A 16,741-nucleotide genomic window follows, 5' to 3' on the forward strand; every position below is an offset into this window, starting at 1 on the left:
ATCTAATTTTCAAAGATCAATTTTTGTGCTTTTACCAGCACTTGTTTTTATCATGCTTTTTCAATCTTTTTCAAAAAGGCTTGACTTCTTAATAGTTAGCTCCTTTAAAAAGAAAGCTGCAGAACAGCTTTCTTTACTCTTAATTTACTTCAGAATACTTACGTCTTTCAGGACTCAGATTATCAACGTAATAGCGAATGGTCAGACTTGCCGCACATTTACTTTTATTTTTTGGCTCTACGATAAAGCCATCACCCTCTAACATGCTTTCCAGCATTGCCTTACAGCAAACATTCTGATTTTTCATGCCCGGTTCACATTCTTCTAGTAAATCTTTTGCGTTAACTTCGATATATAACCACTGCTTGTTATGTGCTTCCCATTTTTTATCTTGAAGTACATCTAAGTATTGTTGTTTTTCCCACTTCTTCGTTTCCATATTTCCACGCTCCTTTGCCTTCATATCTTTGTTTTCATATGGTAATTACAAGGCTATTATAGCACGTTTTCACGCTGTGTCAAAAATTCTTTGAAATTCAAGGATTTGCTTTCTATGCATGTGCATGCACCACTTTGATCAAGAAATCTTTTCTTTTAATTTATCAATACACCAATTCGCCCACTTAATTTCATTCTGATAATACATAAATCCATAGGTCATCGTCATCCCCCAATAAAAAGATTCGTTATCTTTATGAATCTGTGCCTCAAAATCAGGTATCTTATTTAAATCCTCATTCATATGATCAATGACCTCCGAGCATTCACGTATATATTTTTCAAGTAAACGCATGGTCTGGTCAATATCAATCTCACTGGAAAAGAAGATTTTAATCAATAAAGGGTTTTTATATTTCATAATATCAGATAGCTCTGCATCTGCCAGCCAGCGATGCAATTCGAGTTTTCCTTCCTCCGTGATATGAAACACCTTCTTATTCGGTTTATCACTCTGATACACGATATCTGAGTCTACCCAATTCTTATCTGTTAATGTCGTCAGCTCTTTATAAATCTGTGAGGTCTGCGCATGCCAAAAAAAGGCAATGCTAGATTTAAAATAACGATCAATGTCATACCCTGTCATATCCGCATAATTCAACAAACCTAAGATTGCATGTTTTAAAGGCATTGTATTCCTTCTTTCTGTTGTCTATATTCCATAATTAGAATACTATACTTTCAGTCACTTTGCAAGTCTTCCTCTTTCTCGTTTTGTTCTTTTATTTCTTGTGCGGAACGATTGCGGATAGAGCGCATCGCTTGGAGAATACGCTCATTATTTTGTGTCAGCAGATCCTGTAAGTTTTGTGTTGTCTTATTCATCAAAAGCTCATAATTATGAATAAACCCTTGGGTTATCTGAGAAATATCTAGCTCATTTAGCTTATTGATCGCTGATAAATTTCCTACTACATCATAAGCCTTACGCAAAGCATCTTTCGGCTGTAATCCTTTTACTTTTTCTAACAACTGCTTAGTTTTTCTACGCTCGATTAAATCTTGAAAAGTAATCGTCTTTATTTCCTCATAATCGATATCTTCGAATAAAGATGTATATTTACTGATATGATAGATCAATACACGATACAATTCTGACATGGATAAACCACTTTCAAAATAATCATCCATTCTGGCAACTAATTTATGCAAACGCTCTTCTTTCAAATTCACAAAAAAATCATTCACAAAATGATAGACAACTTTAGGAACTGCCGTTTTCTTTTCGGCCAACAGAAATGCATTATGACGAAATTCCTGCATAGCATAAAGATTATGATTATGATATAGTTCTTCCATCGTCCCACAAGGAAATGTAGAACGTATATAATATGGTTCTTTCATATGTTCAAAGAAAGATGATATACAATCATTTTCATTTTCAAATATTAATAATTTTCTTTGAAACTCACTATCTTCAATACGCTCCTGATACAGGTTAAAAATATCTTTCGTGATACCCGGTGCATTAAAGCTGACAACGCCTAATAACAACTCTTGTAAATCTTGACGCATCGTCAATGCACAATATAAGGCAAGATTCCCTCCTTTGGAGTGACCGCACAGATAAAATGGCTTTGTGATTTGTGTCGTATGCAAACAATGAAGTGTAAAGATTTGTTGATACGTTGGTTCCTTTAAAAACATGCGAAAATTGTCCATCCAATCCTGCCAACCGGTTTCATGACGAATATCGTCAAAAGCCTCACTGCCACGAAAAGCAAAGATTAGTTCTTCATCCGTTTCAAAGATATAATAGACAACACCACTGTTCGCATTATCATCAAAATATTCCCGTACCCGCATCGTTTCATAATGTTCTAGGGAAATACTTTTTAATAATGCTAGATTTAAACGAAAATCAGCTAAATGTCCATAATCTTCTACAAGTGATGTATCCGCTAAAATCCTACGTATCATATCCGCAACACGAATACCTGTACCATAGCTATTAAAATAGGATAATAATGATAAATCAAAAAACACTTCTTCCTGCAGCATGAGCAATCACCCCTTTCAGGTTTTCTTTATTATAAAGGTTTTCCTTTTAAATGCAAGTGCGTACCTATCTTGTTTATGATATACTACTGATAATTTTTCTTGACGTTTTGCCAAGGTCAGCTAAAATAAAAGGGAAAGAGAGAGGATAGTACATGATAAAGGGAATATTATTTGATTTTAACGGAACAATGTTTTTTGATGGCCCCATGCATAAAAAGGCATGGAACACCTTTTCCTTAAAGTATCGCAATAAACCGATTACGGACGATGAATTGGATCACATGCACGGACAGACAAATAAACGTATTATTGAAATGTTAATGGGAGATCATTTGAGTGAAGAAGAGAGCAAAAACCTCTCGCTTTCCAAGGAAGCCCTGTATCGTGAGGTATGCCGTAATGATCCAGCTACCTTCCATTTGGTAGACGGTTTAGAGGAAGTACTAGACACCTTAAAACAAAGGCACATACCAATGACGATCTGCAGTGCCTCAATTAAAGATAATATCGATTTCTTTATCTCCAGTTTCCACTTAGATCGCTGGTTTGATGTAGATAAGATTGTGTATGATGATGGTTTACATACAAATAAAATTACAATGTTTCAAGATGGTGCATCCCGCATTGATGTGCCCATTGAAGAATGTCTCGTTTTTGAAGATTCCTTAAGCGGTATTGACTTTGCATATCGTTGTCATGTCGCAAAGATCATCGCAATTACCACTTTAGATAAAGTAGCGGAATACAAACAGTTGCCGGGAGTAAATACGGTCATTCAGGATTTCATGAAATTTGATTATAGCCTGTTAAAATAAGTACATGCCATGAATTTCCAGCTTTATCAAAAGATTCTGTCAGAATTTAAAAATTGTTACAAATTTTATTGATTTCTATAAACAAATACGTTATATTATACATGTTGGTGCTATCGCCTGACTTGCTTTTTCTTCCCCCACCCATATGGCAAGTCAGTGTATCTTCCCCCAGATTGATAGCATCAACACTTTTTTATTATATGCAACAGCCTGTCTTTACTTTCTTAAGACAGGCCTTTTTTTATAGTTAATATACATATAATTGGTAATTTAATTATTTATCACACACTTTTAGTTGTCCTGTATCTACGTTTCCCTTGCTTACAAACGACCATAAGAAAAAAGACATACCCGCATAGATATGTCCTATTTCATGATTAGTAGTTTGTTGCTTCTTCAGCGAAATGTGCTCCAGAGTATCCGCAAACTGGGCAAGCCTTAGGAGCTGCTGTACCTTCATGACGGTATCCACAGATGTCGCAGATCCAAACGGTTGGTTCTTCTTTTTCAAATACTTTACCGTTTTTCACGTTTTCCAACAGTTTTAAGTATCTTTCTTCATGATGTTTTTCAATTTTTGCTACCTGCTCCATCTGGAAAGCAATTTTAGCAAAGCCTTCAGCTTTTGCTGTTTCGGCAAAGTTCTTATACATATCTGTCCACTCATAGTTTTCACCAGCAGCTGCATCTTCCAGATTTACTGCCGTTGTAGGTACTTTATCACCGTGCAGAGCCTTAAACCACAATTTTGCATGTTCCTGTTCATTACGTGCAGTTTCTTCAAAGATATCTGCAATCTGTTCCATACCTTCTTCACGAGCCATCTGCGCATAGTAAGTATACTTGTTACGTGCCTGACTTTCTCCTGCGAATGCTGCCATCAAATTCTGTTCTGTTTTAGATCCTTTTAATTCCATGTTTTTTTCCTCCTATTTAACTTTTATCTTTAAGCGAAAGTATCGCTTAAATACCACTACTGTTTTTCTTTCTTTAAACAGTCTTTACAAATACCTTCTGCCATCATGTTATGCGTGCGTATCAAAAGACCTGTCTGTGCTTCCATTTGATGATTCCATTCATCCATATATGGAATATCTAAATCAAGAATACGATCACATCTTACACAATGCAGATGATAATGGGGATGACTTGTCTTATCATACTGATATCCTTCTACAGGATGGGCAATCTTTTTAATTTCATTCATTTCCACCAGAATATTCAGATTACGATAGACGGTTGCCAGACTTATTTTATTACCATCCTCATTCATGTTCTTGAAAACTTCTTCGGCTGTTACATGTCCATCAATCGTTTTAAGATAATTTAATATCATATCGCGCTGTTTTGATGATTTACGTTTCATTGGAACAGCCTCCTTTCTTAAGAACCGTTCTCATTATAGCTCTTAGGTTTATCATTGTCAACACTTTTTAAGAATAAAATTAAGAAATATTCTTATTTTTAGAAAAGATCAGTTTCCTAAAAATAATATAGCTTTCCCTTACAACCTCAGACGAATTTCTACGTTATTTTCAACTTAAATTAATATGTAAGTCTTTAGATTTATAATTTATTATTAAGTCAATCTATTCATACCGTATCTTCATTGTTTTATTTGTCTAAGCAGATAATGTTTTTCTGTATATTGATGTTCAGCATATCTTTTCACTTTAACAATAACTATACATATCTAAAAAGCAATAAAAAAATACTATAGCAATTGCTATACATATAATTATCTATGCTTTGTCATTTATCATTTCCCAAAAAACATATTTTTAACCATTTTTTTCTCATTCATAAAATAAAATCTTCTTTTACTATCTACTACACAAATTCTATCTAACTTTAACAAGGAAAATCAGCATAATTGATTATTTTAATTATGAAAAATATCCACTTTTCTTCTTTATCTTAGCCATAAGGTAAAGAGAAAGCACTATTAAAAGTTTCATCGTTATGAGTGAATGGACGATGTTTATCAAATTTTTGTTTGCCAGTTTAGCAAAAAAAGATTGTTCATCAACATCACAGACGAATCGTATGAACCTTCATCAGCATAAACTTGTACATACTTCCACAGCCTAAGCTCTTTCCAACTCCTTGATAGTTCGCTAATCAATAAAAAACAATGTCTGAAAAGGCAGTTCCTTTCATCAACATTGATAAATTCTATTTTTTAATTAAAAGTACGATACATTGTGCTAAGACGCCTTCTTCTCTACCAATAAACCCCATTTTTTCACCTCTGGTAGCTTTGATGCTTACTTGATCAATATCACAATGTAAAGCAGCAGCCACATTCTCACGCATTTTCACAATGTGGGGAGCCATCTTTGGTCGCTCAATCATGATAAGAGCATCCAAATTATTGATTTTATAACCCTGCTTATCCATGATCTTGTATACTTCCTGCAACATCCATAAAGAATTCATATCCTTATATTCCTTTGCTGTATCAGGAAAATGCTTCCCTAAATCTCCTAAAGCCAAAGCACCCAAAATGCTTTCGGCAATAGCATGCAAAAGGGCATCTGCATCAGAATGACCTAGCAATCCTCTTTCATGGTCAATTTCCACACCACCCAATATTAACTTTCTACCCTGTATCAGTTGATGAATATCACTGGATTGTCCTATACGAAACATATGCTCACCTATCCTTTACTCATCTTAGCATACCCTAATTCCTTCCGTTTTTCAATTCACGTTGTAAGAAATCACATCTTATGTACGCATATGTAGATACGATAGATCTCAAGTATATAAAATCACTTTTCATTATATTGCATAACACATCTTACTTAATCACAAACTTGTAACAGTAAAGATAAAAAACCATGGATTTTCTTTGGAAAATGAATACACTTTCGCGCCTTCTTATGCTAATATAATATTGTATTAAGAAGAAAGAAACGAGGGAAAAAGTAAATGAAAAAATTAACAGCACTCTTATTAAGTGTTGGCGTTCTGTTCTCTATGAGCGCTTGCAGCGGTTCTAAGGTTGATGATAAAGCTTTAGATGCACTGGAAACTGCTATTCAGAATGTAACGGAAATGAAGTCAGCGGATTATGATATCCAAATGGAAGTCAGCGCCAGTGGTCAAATGGTGAAAGCTGGAATTGATGGCACCTACAATTTTGAATCAAGCAAACCACAGTTTTCTTTAGGTCTTGATTTATCTGCATCCGGACAGAAGATTGATGACTATGTAACGATGTATATGGATTCAAATTATGTCTATACGAATATGATGGGACTTCAGAAAGAAAAAGAAGCCATTAAAGACACTATGAACCAGATACCTAGTATATCCTTAGATAAGGATACGTTAAAAATTCCTAAGGATAAAATGAAAGAATATCTAGAAGAAGCAAGTATCAAAGGTGATACACTGACATTAGTATTCGATAAGGAAAAATTGAATAAAGAATTGAAAGACAATTTAAATTCTTTAGCTTCTGTTAACGCAAATGTAGCCGGCAATAGCGTGGCGAATGTAAAAGATGCTACCATTAAAGAAGTTAAACTAGTCGTTAAATTAGAAAACGGACAGTTCCGTAAAGCTGATATGAACTTTAACATGACTCAGAAAGCCAATGATAAAGAAGAAGAGGCAAATATTAAACTGTCTATGGAATTTAAAAACGTTGGTAAGAACCAACAGGTTAAATTCCCAGCGGATTTAAAGACTTATCCAGAAAAGAAAAAATAACATCTAACAGGGTCATTGCTTAAGTAATGATCCTCTTTTAAAAAGGAGGTTAGTGAAATGAAAAAAGGATGGAAAGTAGTTCTCGTAATACTGATGCTGACATTTGGTTTTAGCATGAGTGGCTGTAGCAGTAAAGTAAGTGATGAAGCATTCCAAGTGTATCAAGATACGGTAAAGAAGATGGAAGAGCTGAAAAGCGCAGATATAAAAATGAAAATGCTATTTGATGCAGATGATATGAATATGCATATGAAAGTGACGGCAGATATGCTGTACAATGCAGAGAAACAATTGCAACTTGCCGCAAATTTCGGAGCGGCTATGAGTGGTGTGAAAATGGATGATTTCTTGCAGCTATATGTAAACAAGAATATGTTTTATATGAATATGATGAATCAGGAAAAAATTGCATATAATCTAAAGCCCGTAATTGCTGCCTTAGAAAAAGAGATGCCTAATAGTTTAAATGTTGGTACAAAGGATCAATTTAAAGAATTATCAATGAAAGAACAAGATGGTAAATATCACTTACATGCCGTATTTAATGATAAAACAATGCAAAATGCTTTAAAAAGTGCAAAAAAGACAAACAAGCAATTACAAAATGGAAATTTTGATGCCAAATTAGATAAGTATGAAGCAGATCTTGTCGTAGCTAAGGATAAGATGTTGGAATCTATTGTTATCCATATGGATATGAATATTATTGCCGATAAACAGTCTATGCCTATGAAAGCTGAAGTAACGATGCATATTGCAAAACCAAATCAAGTGACGGATATCAAAATGCCTTCTTTTAAAGATTATCCCAAAGCTGATTTTAATGCTGAAAATTTCTTAACAGACTTTGGAAATACAACTGGTAATACAATTTAACATTGCATTTCTGTTCAATTTCTGATATGATTTAGCCACCGTTAAGGGAGTAGTTGGCTCATGATGAGTAGTTAAGTCAACATGATGATTCAGGTATTGAATCTGGCTTAAGTATTAAACAACGAGACTTATACGTAAGATTTTCTTGCGCCTAAGTCTTTTTTTCTTTGGAGGTATGAAATATGAGTTTAATTTCTGTATTTTTCATAGGTATCGGTTTGAGTATGGATGCCTTCGCTGTAAGCATCGCCAAAGGTATGACGATGAAAAAGCATGAAGTCCTTCGTTATGCCTTAATCCTCGCTGTATTCTTCGGGATGTTTCAGGCCTTGATGCCCTTGCTTGGATGGCTTGCTGGCAGTTACTTTCAGGAAATCATCGCCTCTTTTGATCATTGGATTGCCTTTGGTTTACTGGCAATCATCGGCATCAATATGATTAGAGAAGCTCTCCATCCTGACCTCGATCAACAAGACGCATCTTTATCTCTACAGACGATTCTGATTCTTGCGATTGCCACCAGCATTGATGCGCTGGCTGTGGGCATTAGCTTTGCCTTGTTGGAAGTAGATATCGTCTTAGCAATCGTCATAATTGGCATCACGACCTTTGTATTAAGTTTTCTAGCGGTGTTTATCGGACATTTTATGGGCGGCCTGCTTGAAAAATATGCCGGTATCTTAGGTGGTATTATCTTACTATTGATCGGTATTAAGATCGTAATTGAACACACCCTATAATTCGTTTCATTAATAGTTGGCATGTCCATCCATATCCATGATAAAATAAGATAGAAAGTGAAGTGATCATAATGCAGGAACCTTTAGCCTTTCGCATGCGACCGCAAAAAATAGAAGAAATCATCGGGCAAAAACATTTAATCGGAGAAGGAAACGTCCTTCGTAAATGCTTAGCTGCGAAACGTATCTTCTCTATGATATTTTATGGTCCTCCGGGAACAGGGAAAACAACTTTGGCCATGGTATTAGCAAATGAACTAGAACTACCTTATCGTTTGTTTAATGCTGTAACCGGCAACAAAAAAGAATTGGAACAAATTTTTGCGGAAGCCCGCTTATATCCGGGGCTTATTTTAATTGTAGACGAAGTACATCGTTTAAATAAAGATAAACAGGACTTATTATTGCCACATGTAGAAAATGGCAATATTACCTTGATTGGCGCAACCACCAGTAATCCATTGCATGCCATCAATCCTGCTATACGTTCTCGTTGTCATTTATTTGAAGTTAAAGCACTGTCGCAGACAGATATTGAAGAAGCATTATGCAAAGCTCTGCAATCACCGAAAGGTTTAAATAATGAAATTACAATTGAAGAGGATGCTTTGCATATCATTTCTCGCCACAGTAACGGAGACATCCGCTATGCTTTAAATATATTGGAAATCTGTGCTATCGCTAGTGACGGTTGTATTAGTAAGGCTTTAGTAGAGCAATTCTCGCAAATACCAAACATGAGCATGGATAGCGATGGAGATGGCTATTATGATATTTTAAGTGGATTTCAAAAATCCATACGTGGCAGCGATGTGGATGCCGCATTATATTACCTTGGTATCATGATTGAGGCAAATGATATGGATAGTATTGAAAGAAGATTACTTGTTACGGCATATGAAGATATCGGTTTAGGCAATCCTGCGGCAGTTGCCCGCTGTGTGCAGGCAATTGATGCGGCTAAGCGTGTTGGCTTTCCTGAAGGAAGGATTCCATTAGCAATGGCCATCATTGATCTTTGTTTATCGCCTAAATCCAAAAGTGCGGAAAGTGCCATTGATGCTGCCATGTCAGTATTGCGCCATACTTCTTATAAAGTACCGGATTATCTTCGCTTTACCCCTGTAAATATGAAGGAAGAGGATCAATATGATTATAATCGCAGTGATATCTGGAATCAGATTCAATATCTTCCGGATGCTTTAAAGGATACCCAATTCTATCATCCACAGATGAATTCTTCTTATGAAAAAGTTCTTGCGCAGAATTTAGAAAAATTACGAAAGGTAAAACGTACAAGTAATTTAGCAGCCTTAAAGAAAAAACGATAAGATGAAAAAGGATTTAAATCTTAAAAAGTACTTTATAAGATGATGGTTAGTCTTAATTAAGTCTAGAGATATCTTGCGTATAACATAAAGGAATGAGGTAATGCCCTTATACATATAAAGACGCCCTATGAAGAAAAAGATAGGATATATCTTTTAATTTTCGGATTCATTCTTATGGCAATGGGGAAATTTTCGTTTTTTAAGCAAATTGCATAAGCATAGGCTTGTGGTTGTTTATATTTTCCCCATATCTTTCTTTATAAAACGTCTTTATTTCTGCCATGTTTTTTACCGGATACCAAAGCAAAAATCTGTTAACTTCTTCATCTTTTAGGATAAGGAAAAGAGCTTCGATATCTGCTTCCGTAAATTTTCGCAAAATCAAACGTTCTGTTTTTAAGATAGGTGTATTCATTTACTTTTAACTCCTCAAATTAAACTTTTCTTTAACTGCATCCCATTTTACATCATAAAATACTATTTGTGTTATGTTAAAATCCTGCTGTGATATTTTCAAACAGTATCTTGGTTGTTAATACTCATAATTTATGTTTGCACATTGTTTCGCTTCTCTTGTTTATCTAATTCAAGCCGTAATTTTTTGGATTAATACCAAAAAAAGATGAACCTTTGGATCCATCCTAGAAATATTTGATGTAGTGTTTCAGATCTCGTTTATTCTCATAACCATTTTCCATCATGATTTCATATAGCACCTTACGATCAATATCAGCTGCCATGCGGATACCATGATAACCATTACGTTTTACAACCTTTTCAAACTCTTTAATAATTTCACTTGTCATTTCCTTATTTTCTCTAGTTTCATTCGTGAATACCATTTGAATGATACTGACAAGATTATCAGAATACAGTGTTCCATAAGGTGTTCCATGAACATAGCCGACTACTTTTCCCTCAAGCTCTGCGACTAGAATCAAGTCAATGCCGGCATCCAATATGTTTTGAATACGTTCTGCCACTTTCTCCTCATCGTATGCATAACCTAGTTTAAGGTTTAATTCATGGATGTCATGGTAATCGTTTGTGGTAATTCTTCGGATTACATAATTTTCCATACAATTCCTTCCTTTCCTTCTTTGTGCAAATCACTTATAGTCTATCATAGAACATAGAACTTTGTAACAAAATCTTTCACTTTTTGTGTATCTTTTAAATGCTACGTTTTATTAAATCGCAAGCTCATTGTATAGTTTCTATAGTATGTCCAGATTTTCAATACGTATACTCTTTTATCGTATGCAGATGGTAGGTAACGGTGAAGTGCTTTCCATGTTCTTATCAAGAAGATGTATACAACTGAAAGTCTTTTATATTTAATTTATCCCGTTTTATTCACTGCATATCTCCATCCGTTTTTAAAACCATTATAGCATGCGTATTTCAGCAATGACATTTTTTTCTGCTATTGAAAACTGCTTACTTCGCGATATTTTATACCTATATAAAAAAGAGGTGTTACGACAATTGTATCACTGAACATTGTCCTACAGCCTCTTTACGATGATTACGCTTGCCAATCGCTATGAAAACTTCCCTGCGCATCTGTTCTTTCATAGGTGTGTGCACCAAAGCAGTCACGCTGTGCCTGGATTAGATTTGTCGGCAAAGCGGCACAGGTAATCCCTTGCATGTATTGTAAGGCACTTGTAAAGATGGGAAGATGCAGGGATTGTAAAACACCCATACTTACCAGATTTTGTAAATCGTGTCGCGTTTCTGCCAGCTTTTTCTGATAAACACTTGATAAGATCAGATTATCATAAGCACATGCTTCTTTAAATGCCTGCATGATATCCTTTAGAAAAGCCGATTTGATGATACAGCCATTTTGCCAAATATTTGCTAAGGCAATGCAATCAATATGATATTCTTTCTGTCTTGATACACTCGTGATTAAGGAAAAGCCTTGGGCATAGATGCTCATTTTCGCTGCTAACATGGCTTTTTCTAACATCTGTAAGAAAGCTTCTTCTGTTATTTCCATCTTACAGGATGCATGCGGATATAAGGCAGATGCCTGGGTACGTTCCACATGGTTCATAGATAGAAAACGTGTCTGAACTGCTTCGGTAAGACTTGGTATTGCCACACTATAATCAAAGGAAATCTGACTTGTCCATTTCCCCGTCCCTTTCTGTCTGGCAACATCACTGACATAATTTACTAACCAGCCTTCCTTTTTATCGTCCTTACGACGTAAAATATCACAAGTGATATCCATCAGATAAGAATTTAATGGGCCTTGTGCGAGACGATGAAATGCCATTTGGATCTTTTTCATATCCTGCTGATAATAGTTCTTTAACAATGCATAACTTTCCGCAATTAATTGCATATCCGCATATTCAATACCATTATGAACCATCTTAACAAAATGCCCGGCACCTTTTTCCCCGATATAAGTACAGCAAGCAGATCCATCATCATTTTGTGCAGCCATTGCGGTTACGATGCTAGCCACTTCTGCATATGCCTTACGATCTCCACCGGGCATAATGCTTGGCCCCTCTAATGCCCCTTTTTCGCCACCGGATACACCACAGCCAATATAACGGATACCGACTTCTTTTAATTCCTGCTGCCGACGTTCTGTATCAAGGAAGAAAGAATTCCCACAATCCATAAGAATATCGCCTTGACTCAAAAGCGGAACTAAGGAAGAAATTACGCTATCCACAACTTTTCCCGCTGTCACCATCAATAAGATCTTACGTGGTTTTTCTAAACTATCCACAAAATCTGCGATATTTTCATAGCCATGTAACAATGGATATTTTTGACAACAAGCTTTTGTCACATCTGTTTCAATATTAAAGACACTGATGGAAAACCCTTTATTGGCAATATTACGAGCCAACGATTGTCCCATCACACCTAATCCATACAATCCAATCTGTTTATGCATAAGCCACCTCATCAGCGATACGCTGTTGTAATTCGGCTTTGGCTTTTGCGGCGATCGTAGGTTCTAACAAGATTTCTACAATTGCCCTTGCCATCGCGATTGCACTGATTTTTAAACAACGTCTTCCTGCTTCTCCATTTGCTAATTCGCGAAATTCTTCGGTATGTCCACTGATCTTACGTTCAGGCAATAACGTCATAAACAAATTGCAGGCAGGAATCACGCGCGATACATTACCTAAATCTTCTCCACCTTTATCAGCTGGCATTCCTTCCATCAATGGCTCTTTTAAATAGGTAAGTTCCGCTTTTAAAAGATCTCCTAAAATGGCATTGGGGGTTCTGCCTAAATAGCCGGGAATTTCTTTATAGTGAACCTTACATCCTGTAGCCATGGCCATTCCTTCTGCCATTTGATAAATCTTTTCTCTGGTTTTTGCGATATCTGCCACATGCATGGTGGAGATTTCTACTTCTACCTTAGTATAATCGCTGATTCGGCCGATATCCTGATTGGTTTTTGGTAAGATACAACAGATATGAATATCATCCTTTAATTGCTGACGCAACAGACCTATTCCTTGATAGAATAAGACAGCTGCATCCAAAGCATTGATTCCATTTTCGGGATGGCTTTCCGCATGAGCGCTTTTTCCATGATACTCAATTATAAAATCTGTAAAACTTGCACATTCACCGCCGATTCTAGTAATAGCACTTGTCGGATGCATGAAATATAACACATCTACACCATCAAATACATGATTATCCAGCATGATGATCTTGCCACCGCCTTCTTCTTCTGCCGGTGTACCAAAGACTTCAATGCTGCCACATAGATTACTTTCATCCAACACCTTTTTGACTGCCAGCGCAGCTCCCATTGCACTTGTCGCAATCAACTGGTGACCACAAGCATGTCCGATATCGGCTAATGCATCATATTCGGCGATTACTCCAATACGCAAGCCTTCTCCTTTTTTATATACGGCATGGAAGGCGGTATCTAAACCGCCTGCTTTTTCCTGTACCGTAAAGCCTTGTTCTCTTAATTCACGACATAATACCTTGCACGCCTTATGTTCCTGAAAAGCAATTTCCGGATTCATGTAAAGATAACTAGCGATATTAGAAAGATGTTCTAAGTTCTCCTCTACACTTTCATCACAGAGCTGCTTTATGTCTTTACGTTCCATGAATGTCCCCCCTACACGATATCAAAGAAGGCTAATACAATAGATGCAATGATGATACCAAGCAAGATTCCACCATATTTCGTACCTTTTTTCTTCATGTAGAAATAAATTCCGGCAATTAACGCAAATGGCAATAATCCTGGCATGATTCCATCTAAAATATTTTGTAACAGAATCGGATCACTGTTTTCCAATTTGAAACCAGCTGTTGTAGTTAAGGATACATAACTTGCTGATAATGCTCCCATCATCATTAACCCTAAGATACTGCAAGCATCAATAATACGATTCATCAAACCGCTTTGAATCAGTTTACCGATAGCGTTACGTCCTAAAGAATACCCTAATTTACACATATACAAGCCAATAAAATAACCGGCTAATGGGAATAACAATACGAAGAATGCTCCGATGAGATTGTTACTTAAAGCCATCGTCGTAGCCAAAGCCAGACAAATTGGTTTTAATGTTCCCCATATCAGCGTATCACCGATACCGGCAATTGGTCCCATCAGACCCGTTTTTAAGGCGATGATCATCTCTCCGGAAATATCATCCGGATTCATACTTTTTTCTTCTTCTAAAGATAAGGTAATACCATGAATAACAGAGCCAATCGTACCTTCGGTATTAAAGAACTGTAAATGACGTTGCAGTGCTTCCTGATAATCATCATCATTTGGATATAGCTTTCGCAATGCATTCTGCTGAGATGCGCAGAAGCTTAACGACTGCAAACGATCGTAACAGTGTGAAACTTCACACAGCCAATACCATTTATTATATGCCTGAAAAATATCCTTATTGGTAATCTTTCTTTCATTTGTGTTCTCTGCCATAACTATACCTCACTTTCCTTATTCTTTAAGAATAGATATAACAGTGCAATACATGTACCGAAGATGGCAACTCCCATCGTTGCTACTTCAAAATAAATGACAATGAAATAACCGATAACGAAGAAAGGAAGGAATTCTTTCTTTCCGATAGTATAAACAGCTAAGGCAAAACCGATTGCAGGTAATACCCCGCCGGCAACTTCAATTCCATGCATTGCCCATGCAGGTATCGCATTGATCATACTTTCTACCAATGTCGGTGCTAAGATGTTTGCTAAGAAGATTGGTACAGCTGTTAATACAAAGGTTAAAATCATCGGATAAACAGATGCATTTCTTGTAACCGCGTTAAAATCTTTCTTCTCCACGCTTTTTTCAGCACGAATGGTGAATGTAGAGTTAATGGAATATTTAATATTCCATAACACGGAACCAAGAATACCGAAAGGTACCGCTAAGACAGTTGCCGCATGAGCGTCTAATCCTGTACGAAGAGCAATGGGAATTGCTACTAATGCCGCACTAGATGCGCAAGCCGGAACCGTTCCGCCTGGATAAATAATACCAAGGTACATCAGTTCCAGAGAACCACCGATTAATAATCCCTGTTCGATCTGTCCGGTAATGATACCCAATAAAGCGCCTACCAATACCGGCTGTCCTAAGGTATCACTCAATGTATAACCAAAATCAGTTGTTGAAACAAATTGCCAAATACCGCAAAATGCCGCGACTAATAATAAACCTGTGTCCATAAATTTTTTCCTCCTCTACTCATGAAAATCAAGTTTGTCTATGACTTTATCTACTTCATACTTCTGTTGTGTAGGTACGACTTGAATATACATTTCACATCCTTTCTCCATCATTTCTCTTAACAATTTGACATCCTTTGCATCAAAGGTAATGCCACTTGGTGTACTGACTCTTCCAGAGCCGCCACCTAAGCCCCCTATTTGAATAATTGGCATTGGGAATTCTTTCATCAATAATGCATGACAATCTTCAACGTTCTTAAACAGCAGCAATACCTTGCCATCTCCAAACGCATTTTCCTTCCAACGTTGACTGCTTTCCTCTATGGTAAAGATATCCACCTTCACATTTGAAGGTGCTGCCATTTTATATACACTTGCCAAAAATTCATCCTTTGCCAACATATCATTTACAATGATGATACGATTTGCATTGGCCTGTTTTACCCATTTTGTAACGACCTGTCCATGAATCAAACGAAAATCAATTCGTATTAAGCTAATTTCTGCCATTATGTTTTCCTCCTCTATGACAAGTTTTTCAACAGCTTGATAACATCTTTCCCGCTGCTTTGTAAAATTGACAGACCTACATCAATCAATTCCTCCCGGCTGTGATGATCTTTTTGTGATGTGATTTCAATATACATGGCCAGATTCAATCCTGATATGACTTGCATATCATAGCGTTGAGATAAGATAGCACATGTTGTACAAGGGGTTCCTCCGAATAAATCTACCAAACACAAAACTTTCTTCCCGGCTTCTTTCTGTAAGGCTGCTTCCATCATTTCCTTATATTCTTCTGGAGGCATGCCAGGCAGTAATGAAAATGAATATACATTTTCGCTTTTGCCTGCAATCATTTCTGCGGATTTAATAAGTTCTTCACCAAATCTTCCATGTGTACAGACAAAGATGCACAAATCCTTTTCCATACGATCCTCCTTCCTGCTTTTACTCTTTCACCTTCCTTTTAGCAAGTTGTGTGCCAATAGAAAAAAGTGCCGTGAACATCAGCACTTTTCCTTATACGAAG

At 36.4% G+C, this 16,741-nt stretch carries 19 protein-coding genes; 5 read left to right on the plus strand and 14 right to left on the minus strand.

What is annotated here, in order from left to right; genetic code table 11:
* Nucleotides 1-139: 139 nt before the first annotated feature.
* The 3 genes from ACESSZ_RS09480 to ACESSZ_RS09490 all read right to left on the minus strand — a co-directional run bounded on the left by ACESSZ_RS09480 (nucleotide 140) and on the right by ACESSZ_RS09490 (nucleotide 2,502).
* Nucleotides 140-439, minus strand: coding sequence for a hypothetical protein (locus tag ACESSZ_RS09480; RefSeq protein ID WP_008691135.1), 300 nt, complete (start codon nucleotides 437-439; stop codon nucleotides 140-142).
* Nucleotides 440-577: 138 nt separating this feature from the next.
* Nucleotides 578-1,132 (minus strand): PadR family transcriptional regulator, encoded by a 555-nt coding sequence (locus ACESSZ_RS09485; protein WP_008691134.1) that lies wholly within the window; start codon nucleotides 1,130-1,132, stop codon nucleotides 578-580.
* A 50-nt stretch (nucleotides 1,133-1,182) separates the two neighbouring features.
* Complete coding sequence (locus ACESSZ_RS09490) at nucleotides 1,183-2,502, minus strand: Mbeg1-like protein (protein WP_008691130.1); 1,320 nt, start codon at nucleotides 2,500-2,502, stop codon at nucleotides 1,183-1,185.
* Nucleotides 2,503-2,654: 152 nt separating this feature from the next.
* Between ACESSZ_RS09490 and ACESSZ_RS09495 the strand changes: the two genes are divergently transcribed.
* The gene (locus ACESSZ_RS09495) at nucleotides 2,655-3,317 is read left to right on the plus strand and encodes an HAD family hydrolase (RefSeq protein ID WP_008691129.1); all 663 of its coding nucleotides are present in this window, start codon (nucleotides 2,655-2,657) and stop codon (nucleotides 3,315-3,317) included.
* Between the two features lie 377 nt (nucleotides 3,318-3,694).
* Here ACESSZ_RS09495 and rbr read toward each other — a convergent pair whose 3' ends face one another.
* The 3 genes from rbr to ispF all read right to left on the minus strand — a co-directional run bounded on the left by rbr (nucleotide 3,695) and on the right by ispF (nucleotide 5,969).
* Nucleotides 3,695-4,234 (minus strand): rubrerythrin, encoded by a 540-nt coding sequence (gene rbr, locus ACESSZ_RS09500; RefSeq protein ID WP_008691128.1) that lies wholly within the window; start codon nucleotides 4,232-4,234, stop codon nucleotides 3,695-3,697.
* A 56-nt stretch (nucleotides 4,235-4,290) separates the two neighbouring features.
* Nucleotides 4,291-4,683, minus strand: a complete 393-nt coding sequence (locus ACESSZ_RS09505; protein WP_008691127.1) for a Fur family transcriptional regulator — start codon at nucleotides 4,681-4,683, stop codon at nucleotides 4,291-4,293.
* Between the two features lie 809 nt (nucleotides 4,684-5,492).
* Nucleotides 5,493-5,969 (minus strand): 2-C-methyl-D-erythritol 2,4-cyclodiphosphate synthase, encoded by a 477-nt coding sequence (gene ispF / locus ACESSZ_RS09510; RefSeq protein WP_008691126.1) that lies wholly within the window; start codon nucleotides 5,967-5,969, stop codon nucleotides 5,493-5,495.
* 282 nt (nucleotides 5,970-6,251) lie between these two features.
* On the opposite strand from ispF, the gene ACESSZ_RS09515 reads away from it, so the two are divergent.
* From ACESSZ_RS09515 to ACESSZ_RS09530, 4 genes are all read left to right on the plus strand, one after another.
* Nucleotides 6,252-7,037 carry a hypothetical protein gene (locus ACESSZ_RS09515; protein WP_008691125.1) on the plus strand — a complete coding sequence of 262 codons (786 nt, stop codon included), beginning with the start codon at nucleotides 6,252-6,254 and terminating at the stop codon, nucleotides 7,035-7,037.
* A gap of 57 nt (nucleotides 7,038-7,094) precedes the next feature.
* Nucleotides 7,095-7,913, plus strand: a complete 819-nt coding sequence (locus ACESSZ_RS09520) for a DUF6612 family protein (protein ID WP_008691124.1) — start codon at nucleotides 7,095-7,097, stop codon at nucleotides 7,911-7,913.
* Between the two features lie 182 nt (nucleotides 7,914-8,095).
* Complete coding sequence (locus tag ACESSZ_RS09525; protein WP_008691123.1) at nucleotides 8,096-8,653, plus strand: manganese efflux pump MntP; 558 nt, start codon at nucleotides 8,096-8,098, stop codon at nucleotides 8,651-8,653.
* 71 nt (nucleotides 8,654-8,724) lie between these two features.
* On the plus strand, nucleotides 8,725-9,984 hold the full coding sequence (locus tag ACESSZ_RS09530) for a replication-associated recombination protein A (protein WP_008691122.1): 1,260 nt from the start codon (nucleotides 8,725-8,727) through the stop codon (nucleotides 9,982-9,984).
* A gap of 199 nt (nucleotides 9,985-10,183) precedes the next feature.
* Here ACESSZ_RS09530 and ACESSZ_RS09535 read toward each other — a convergent pair whose 3' ends face one another.
* The 8 genes from ACESSZ_RS09535 to ACESSZ_RS09570 form a co-directional block, all read right to left on the minus strand.
* The gene (locus ACESSZ_RS09535; RefSeq protein WP_008691121.1) at nucleotides 10,184-10,399 is read right to left on the minus strand and encodes a GNAT family N-acetyltransferase; all 216 of its coding nucleotides are present in this window, start codon (nucleotides 10,397-10,399) and stop codon (nucleotides 10,184-10,186) included.
* A gap of 226 nt (nucleotides 10,400-10,625) precedes the next feature.
* On the minus strand, nucleotides 10,626-11,063 hold the full coding sequence (locus tag ACESSZ_RS09540) for a GNAT family N-acetyltransferase (protein WP_008691119.1): 438 nt from the start codon (nucleotides 11,061-11,063) through the stop codon (nucleotides 10,626-10,628).
* A 449-nt stretch (nucleotides 11,064-11,512) separates the two neighbouring features.
* Complete coding sequence (gene gnd / locus ACESSZ_RS09545) at nucleotides 11,513-12,913, minus strand: NADP-dependent phosphogluconate dehydrogenase (RefSeq protein WP_008691117.1); 1,401 nt, start codon at nucleotides 12,911-12,913, stop codon at nucleotides 11,513-11,515.
* Nucleotides 12,906-14,108 carry an amidohydrolase gene (locus ACESSZ_RS09550; protein ID WP_008691114.1) on the minus strand — a complete coding sequence of 401 codons (1,203 nt, stop codon included), beginning with the start codon at nucleotides 14,106-14,108 and terminating at the stop codon, nucleotides 12,906-12,908. Before ACESSZ_RS09550 ends, gnd begins: the two co-directional genes overlap by 8 nt.
* 11 nt (nucleotides 14,109-14,119) lie before the next feature.
* The gene (locus ACESSZ_RS09555; RefSeq protein WP_008691112.1) at nucleotides 14,120-14,947 is read right to left on the minus strand and encodes a PTS system mannose/fructose/sorbose family transporter subunit IID; all 828 of its coding nucleotides are present in this window, start codon (nucleotides 14,945-14,947) and stop codon (nucleotides 14,120-14,122) included.
* 2 nt (nucleotides 14,948-14,949) lie between these two features.
* On the minus strand, nucleotides 14,950-15,702 hold the full coding sequence (locus ACESSZ_RS09560) for a PTS mannose/fructose/sorbose/N-acetylgalactosamine transporter subunit IIC (protein ID WP_008691105.1): 753 nt from the start codon (nucleotides 15,700-15,702) through the stop codon (nucleotides 14,950-14,952).
* Between the two features lie 15 nt (nucleotides 15,703-15,717).
* Nucleotides 15,718-16,215, minus strand: a complete 498-nt coding sequence (locus ACESSZ_RS09565) for a PTS sugar transporter subunit IIB (protein WP_008691104.1) — start codon at nucleotides 16,213-16,215, stop codon at nucleotides 15,718-15,720.
* 14 nt (nucleotides 16,216-16,229) lie between these two features.
* Nucleotides 16,230-16,640: a PTS sugar transporter subunit IIA gene (locus ACESSZ_RS09570; RefSeq protein WP_008691098.1), complete on the minus strand. Its 411-nt coding sequence runs from the start codon at nucleotides 16,638-16,640 to the stop codon at nucleotides 16,230-16,232.
* Nucleotides 16,641-16,741 lie beyond the last annotated feature (101 nt).

It is taken from the genome of Eubacterium sp. 3_1_31, assembly GCF_964249515.1.
GTDB classification, from domain to species: domain Bacteria; phylum Bacillota_I; class Bacilli_A; order Erysipelotrichales; family Erysipelotrichaceae; genus Longicatena; species Longicatena caecimuris.

Coding starts and splice junctions, on each gene's coding strand:
- ACESSZ_RS09480 (WP_008691135.1), bottom strand. CDS start 439: ATGGAAACGAAGAAGTGGGAAAAACAACAATACTTAGATGTACTTCAA.
- ACESSZ_RS09485 (WP_008691134.1), bottom strand. CDS start 1,132: ATGCCTTTAAAACATGCAATCTTAGGTTTGTTGAATTATGCGGATATG.
- ACESSZ_RS09490 (WP_008691130.1), bottom strand. CDS start 2,502: ATGCTGCAGGAAGAAGTGTTTTTTGATTTATCATTATTATCCTATTTT.
- ACESSZ_RS09495 (WP_008691129.1), top strand. CDS start 2,655: ATGATAAAGGGAATATTATTTGATTTTAACGGAACAATGTTTTTTGAT.
- rbr (WP_008691128.1), bottom strand. CDS start 4,234: ATGGAATTAAAAGGATCTAAAACAGAACAGAATTTGATGGCAGCATTC.
- ACESSZ_RS09505 (WP_008691127.1), bottom strand. CDS start 4,683: ATGAAACGTAAATCATCAAAACAGCGCGATATGATATTAAATTATCTT.
- ispF (WP_008691126.1), bottom strand. CDS start 5,969: ATGTTTCGTATAGGACAATCCAGTGATATTCATCAACTGATACAGGGT.
- ACESSZ_RS09515 (WP_008691125.1), top strand. CDS start 6,252: ATGAAAAAATTAACAGCACTCTTATTAAGTGTTGGCGTTCTGTTCTCT.
- ACESSZ_RS09520 (WP_008691124.1), top strand. CDS start 7,095: ATGAAAAAAGGATGGAAAGTAGTTCTCGTAATACTGATGCTGACATTT.
- ACESSZ_RS09525 (WP_008691123.1), top strand. CDS start 8,096: ATGAGTTTAATTTCTGTATTTTTCATAGGTATCGGTTTGAGTATGGAT.
- ACESSZ_RS09530 (WP_008691122.1), top strand. CDS start 8,725: ATGCAGGAACCTTTAGCCTTTCGCATGCGACCGCAAAAAATAGAAGAA.
- ACESSZ_RS09535 (WP_008691121.1), bottom strand. CDS start 10,399: ATGAATACACCTATCTTAAAAACAGAACGTTTGATTTTGCGAAAATTT.
- ACESSZ_RS09540 (WP_008691119.1), bottom strand. CDS start 11,063: ATGGAAAATTATGTAATCCGAAGAATTACCACAAACGATTACCATGAC.
- gnd (WP_008691117.1), bottom strand. CDS start 12,913: ATGCATAAACAGATTGGATTGTATGGATTAGGTGTGATGGGACAATCG.
- ACESSZ_RS09550 (WP_008691114.1), bottom strand. CDS start 14,108: ATGGAACGTAAAGACATAAAGCAGCTCTGTGATGAAAGTGTAGAGGAG.
- ACESSZ_RS09555 (WP_008691112.1), bottom strand. CDS start 14,947: ATGGCAGAGAACACAAATGAAAGAAAGATTACCAATAAGGATATTTTT.
- ACESSZ_RS09560 (WP_008691105.1), bottom strand. CDS start 15,702: ATGGACACAGGTTTATTATTAGTCGCGGCATTTTGCGGTATTTGGCAA.
- ACESSZ_RS09565 (WP_008691104.1), bottom strand. CDS start 16,215: ATGGCAGAAATTAGCTTAATACGAATTGATTTTCGTTTGATTCATGGA.
- ACESSZ_RS09570 (WP_008691098.1), bottom strand. CDS start 16,640: ATGGAAAAGGATTTGTGCATCTTTGTCTGTACACATGGAAGATTTGGT.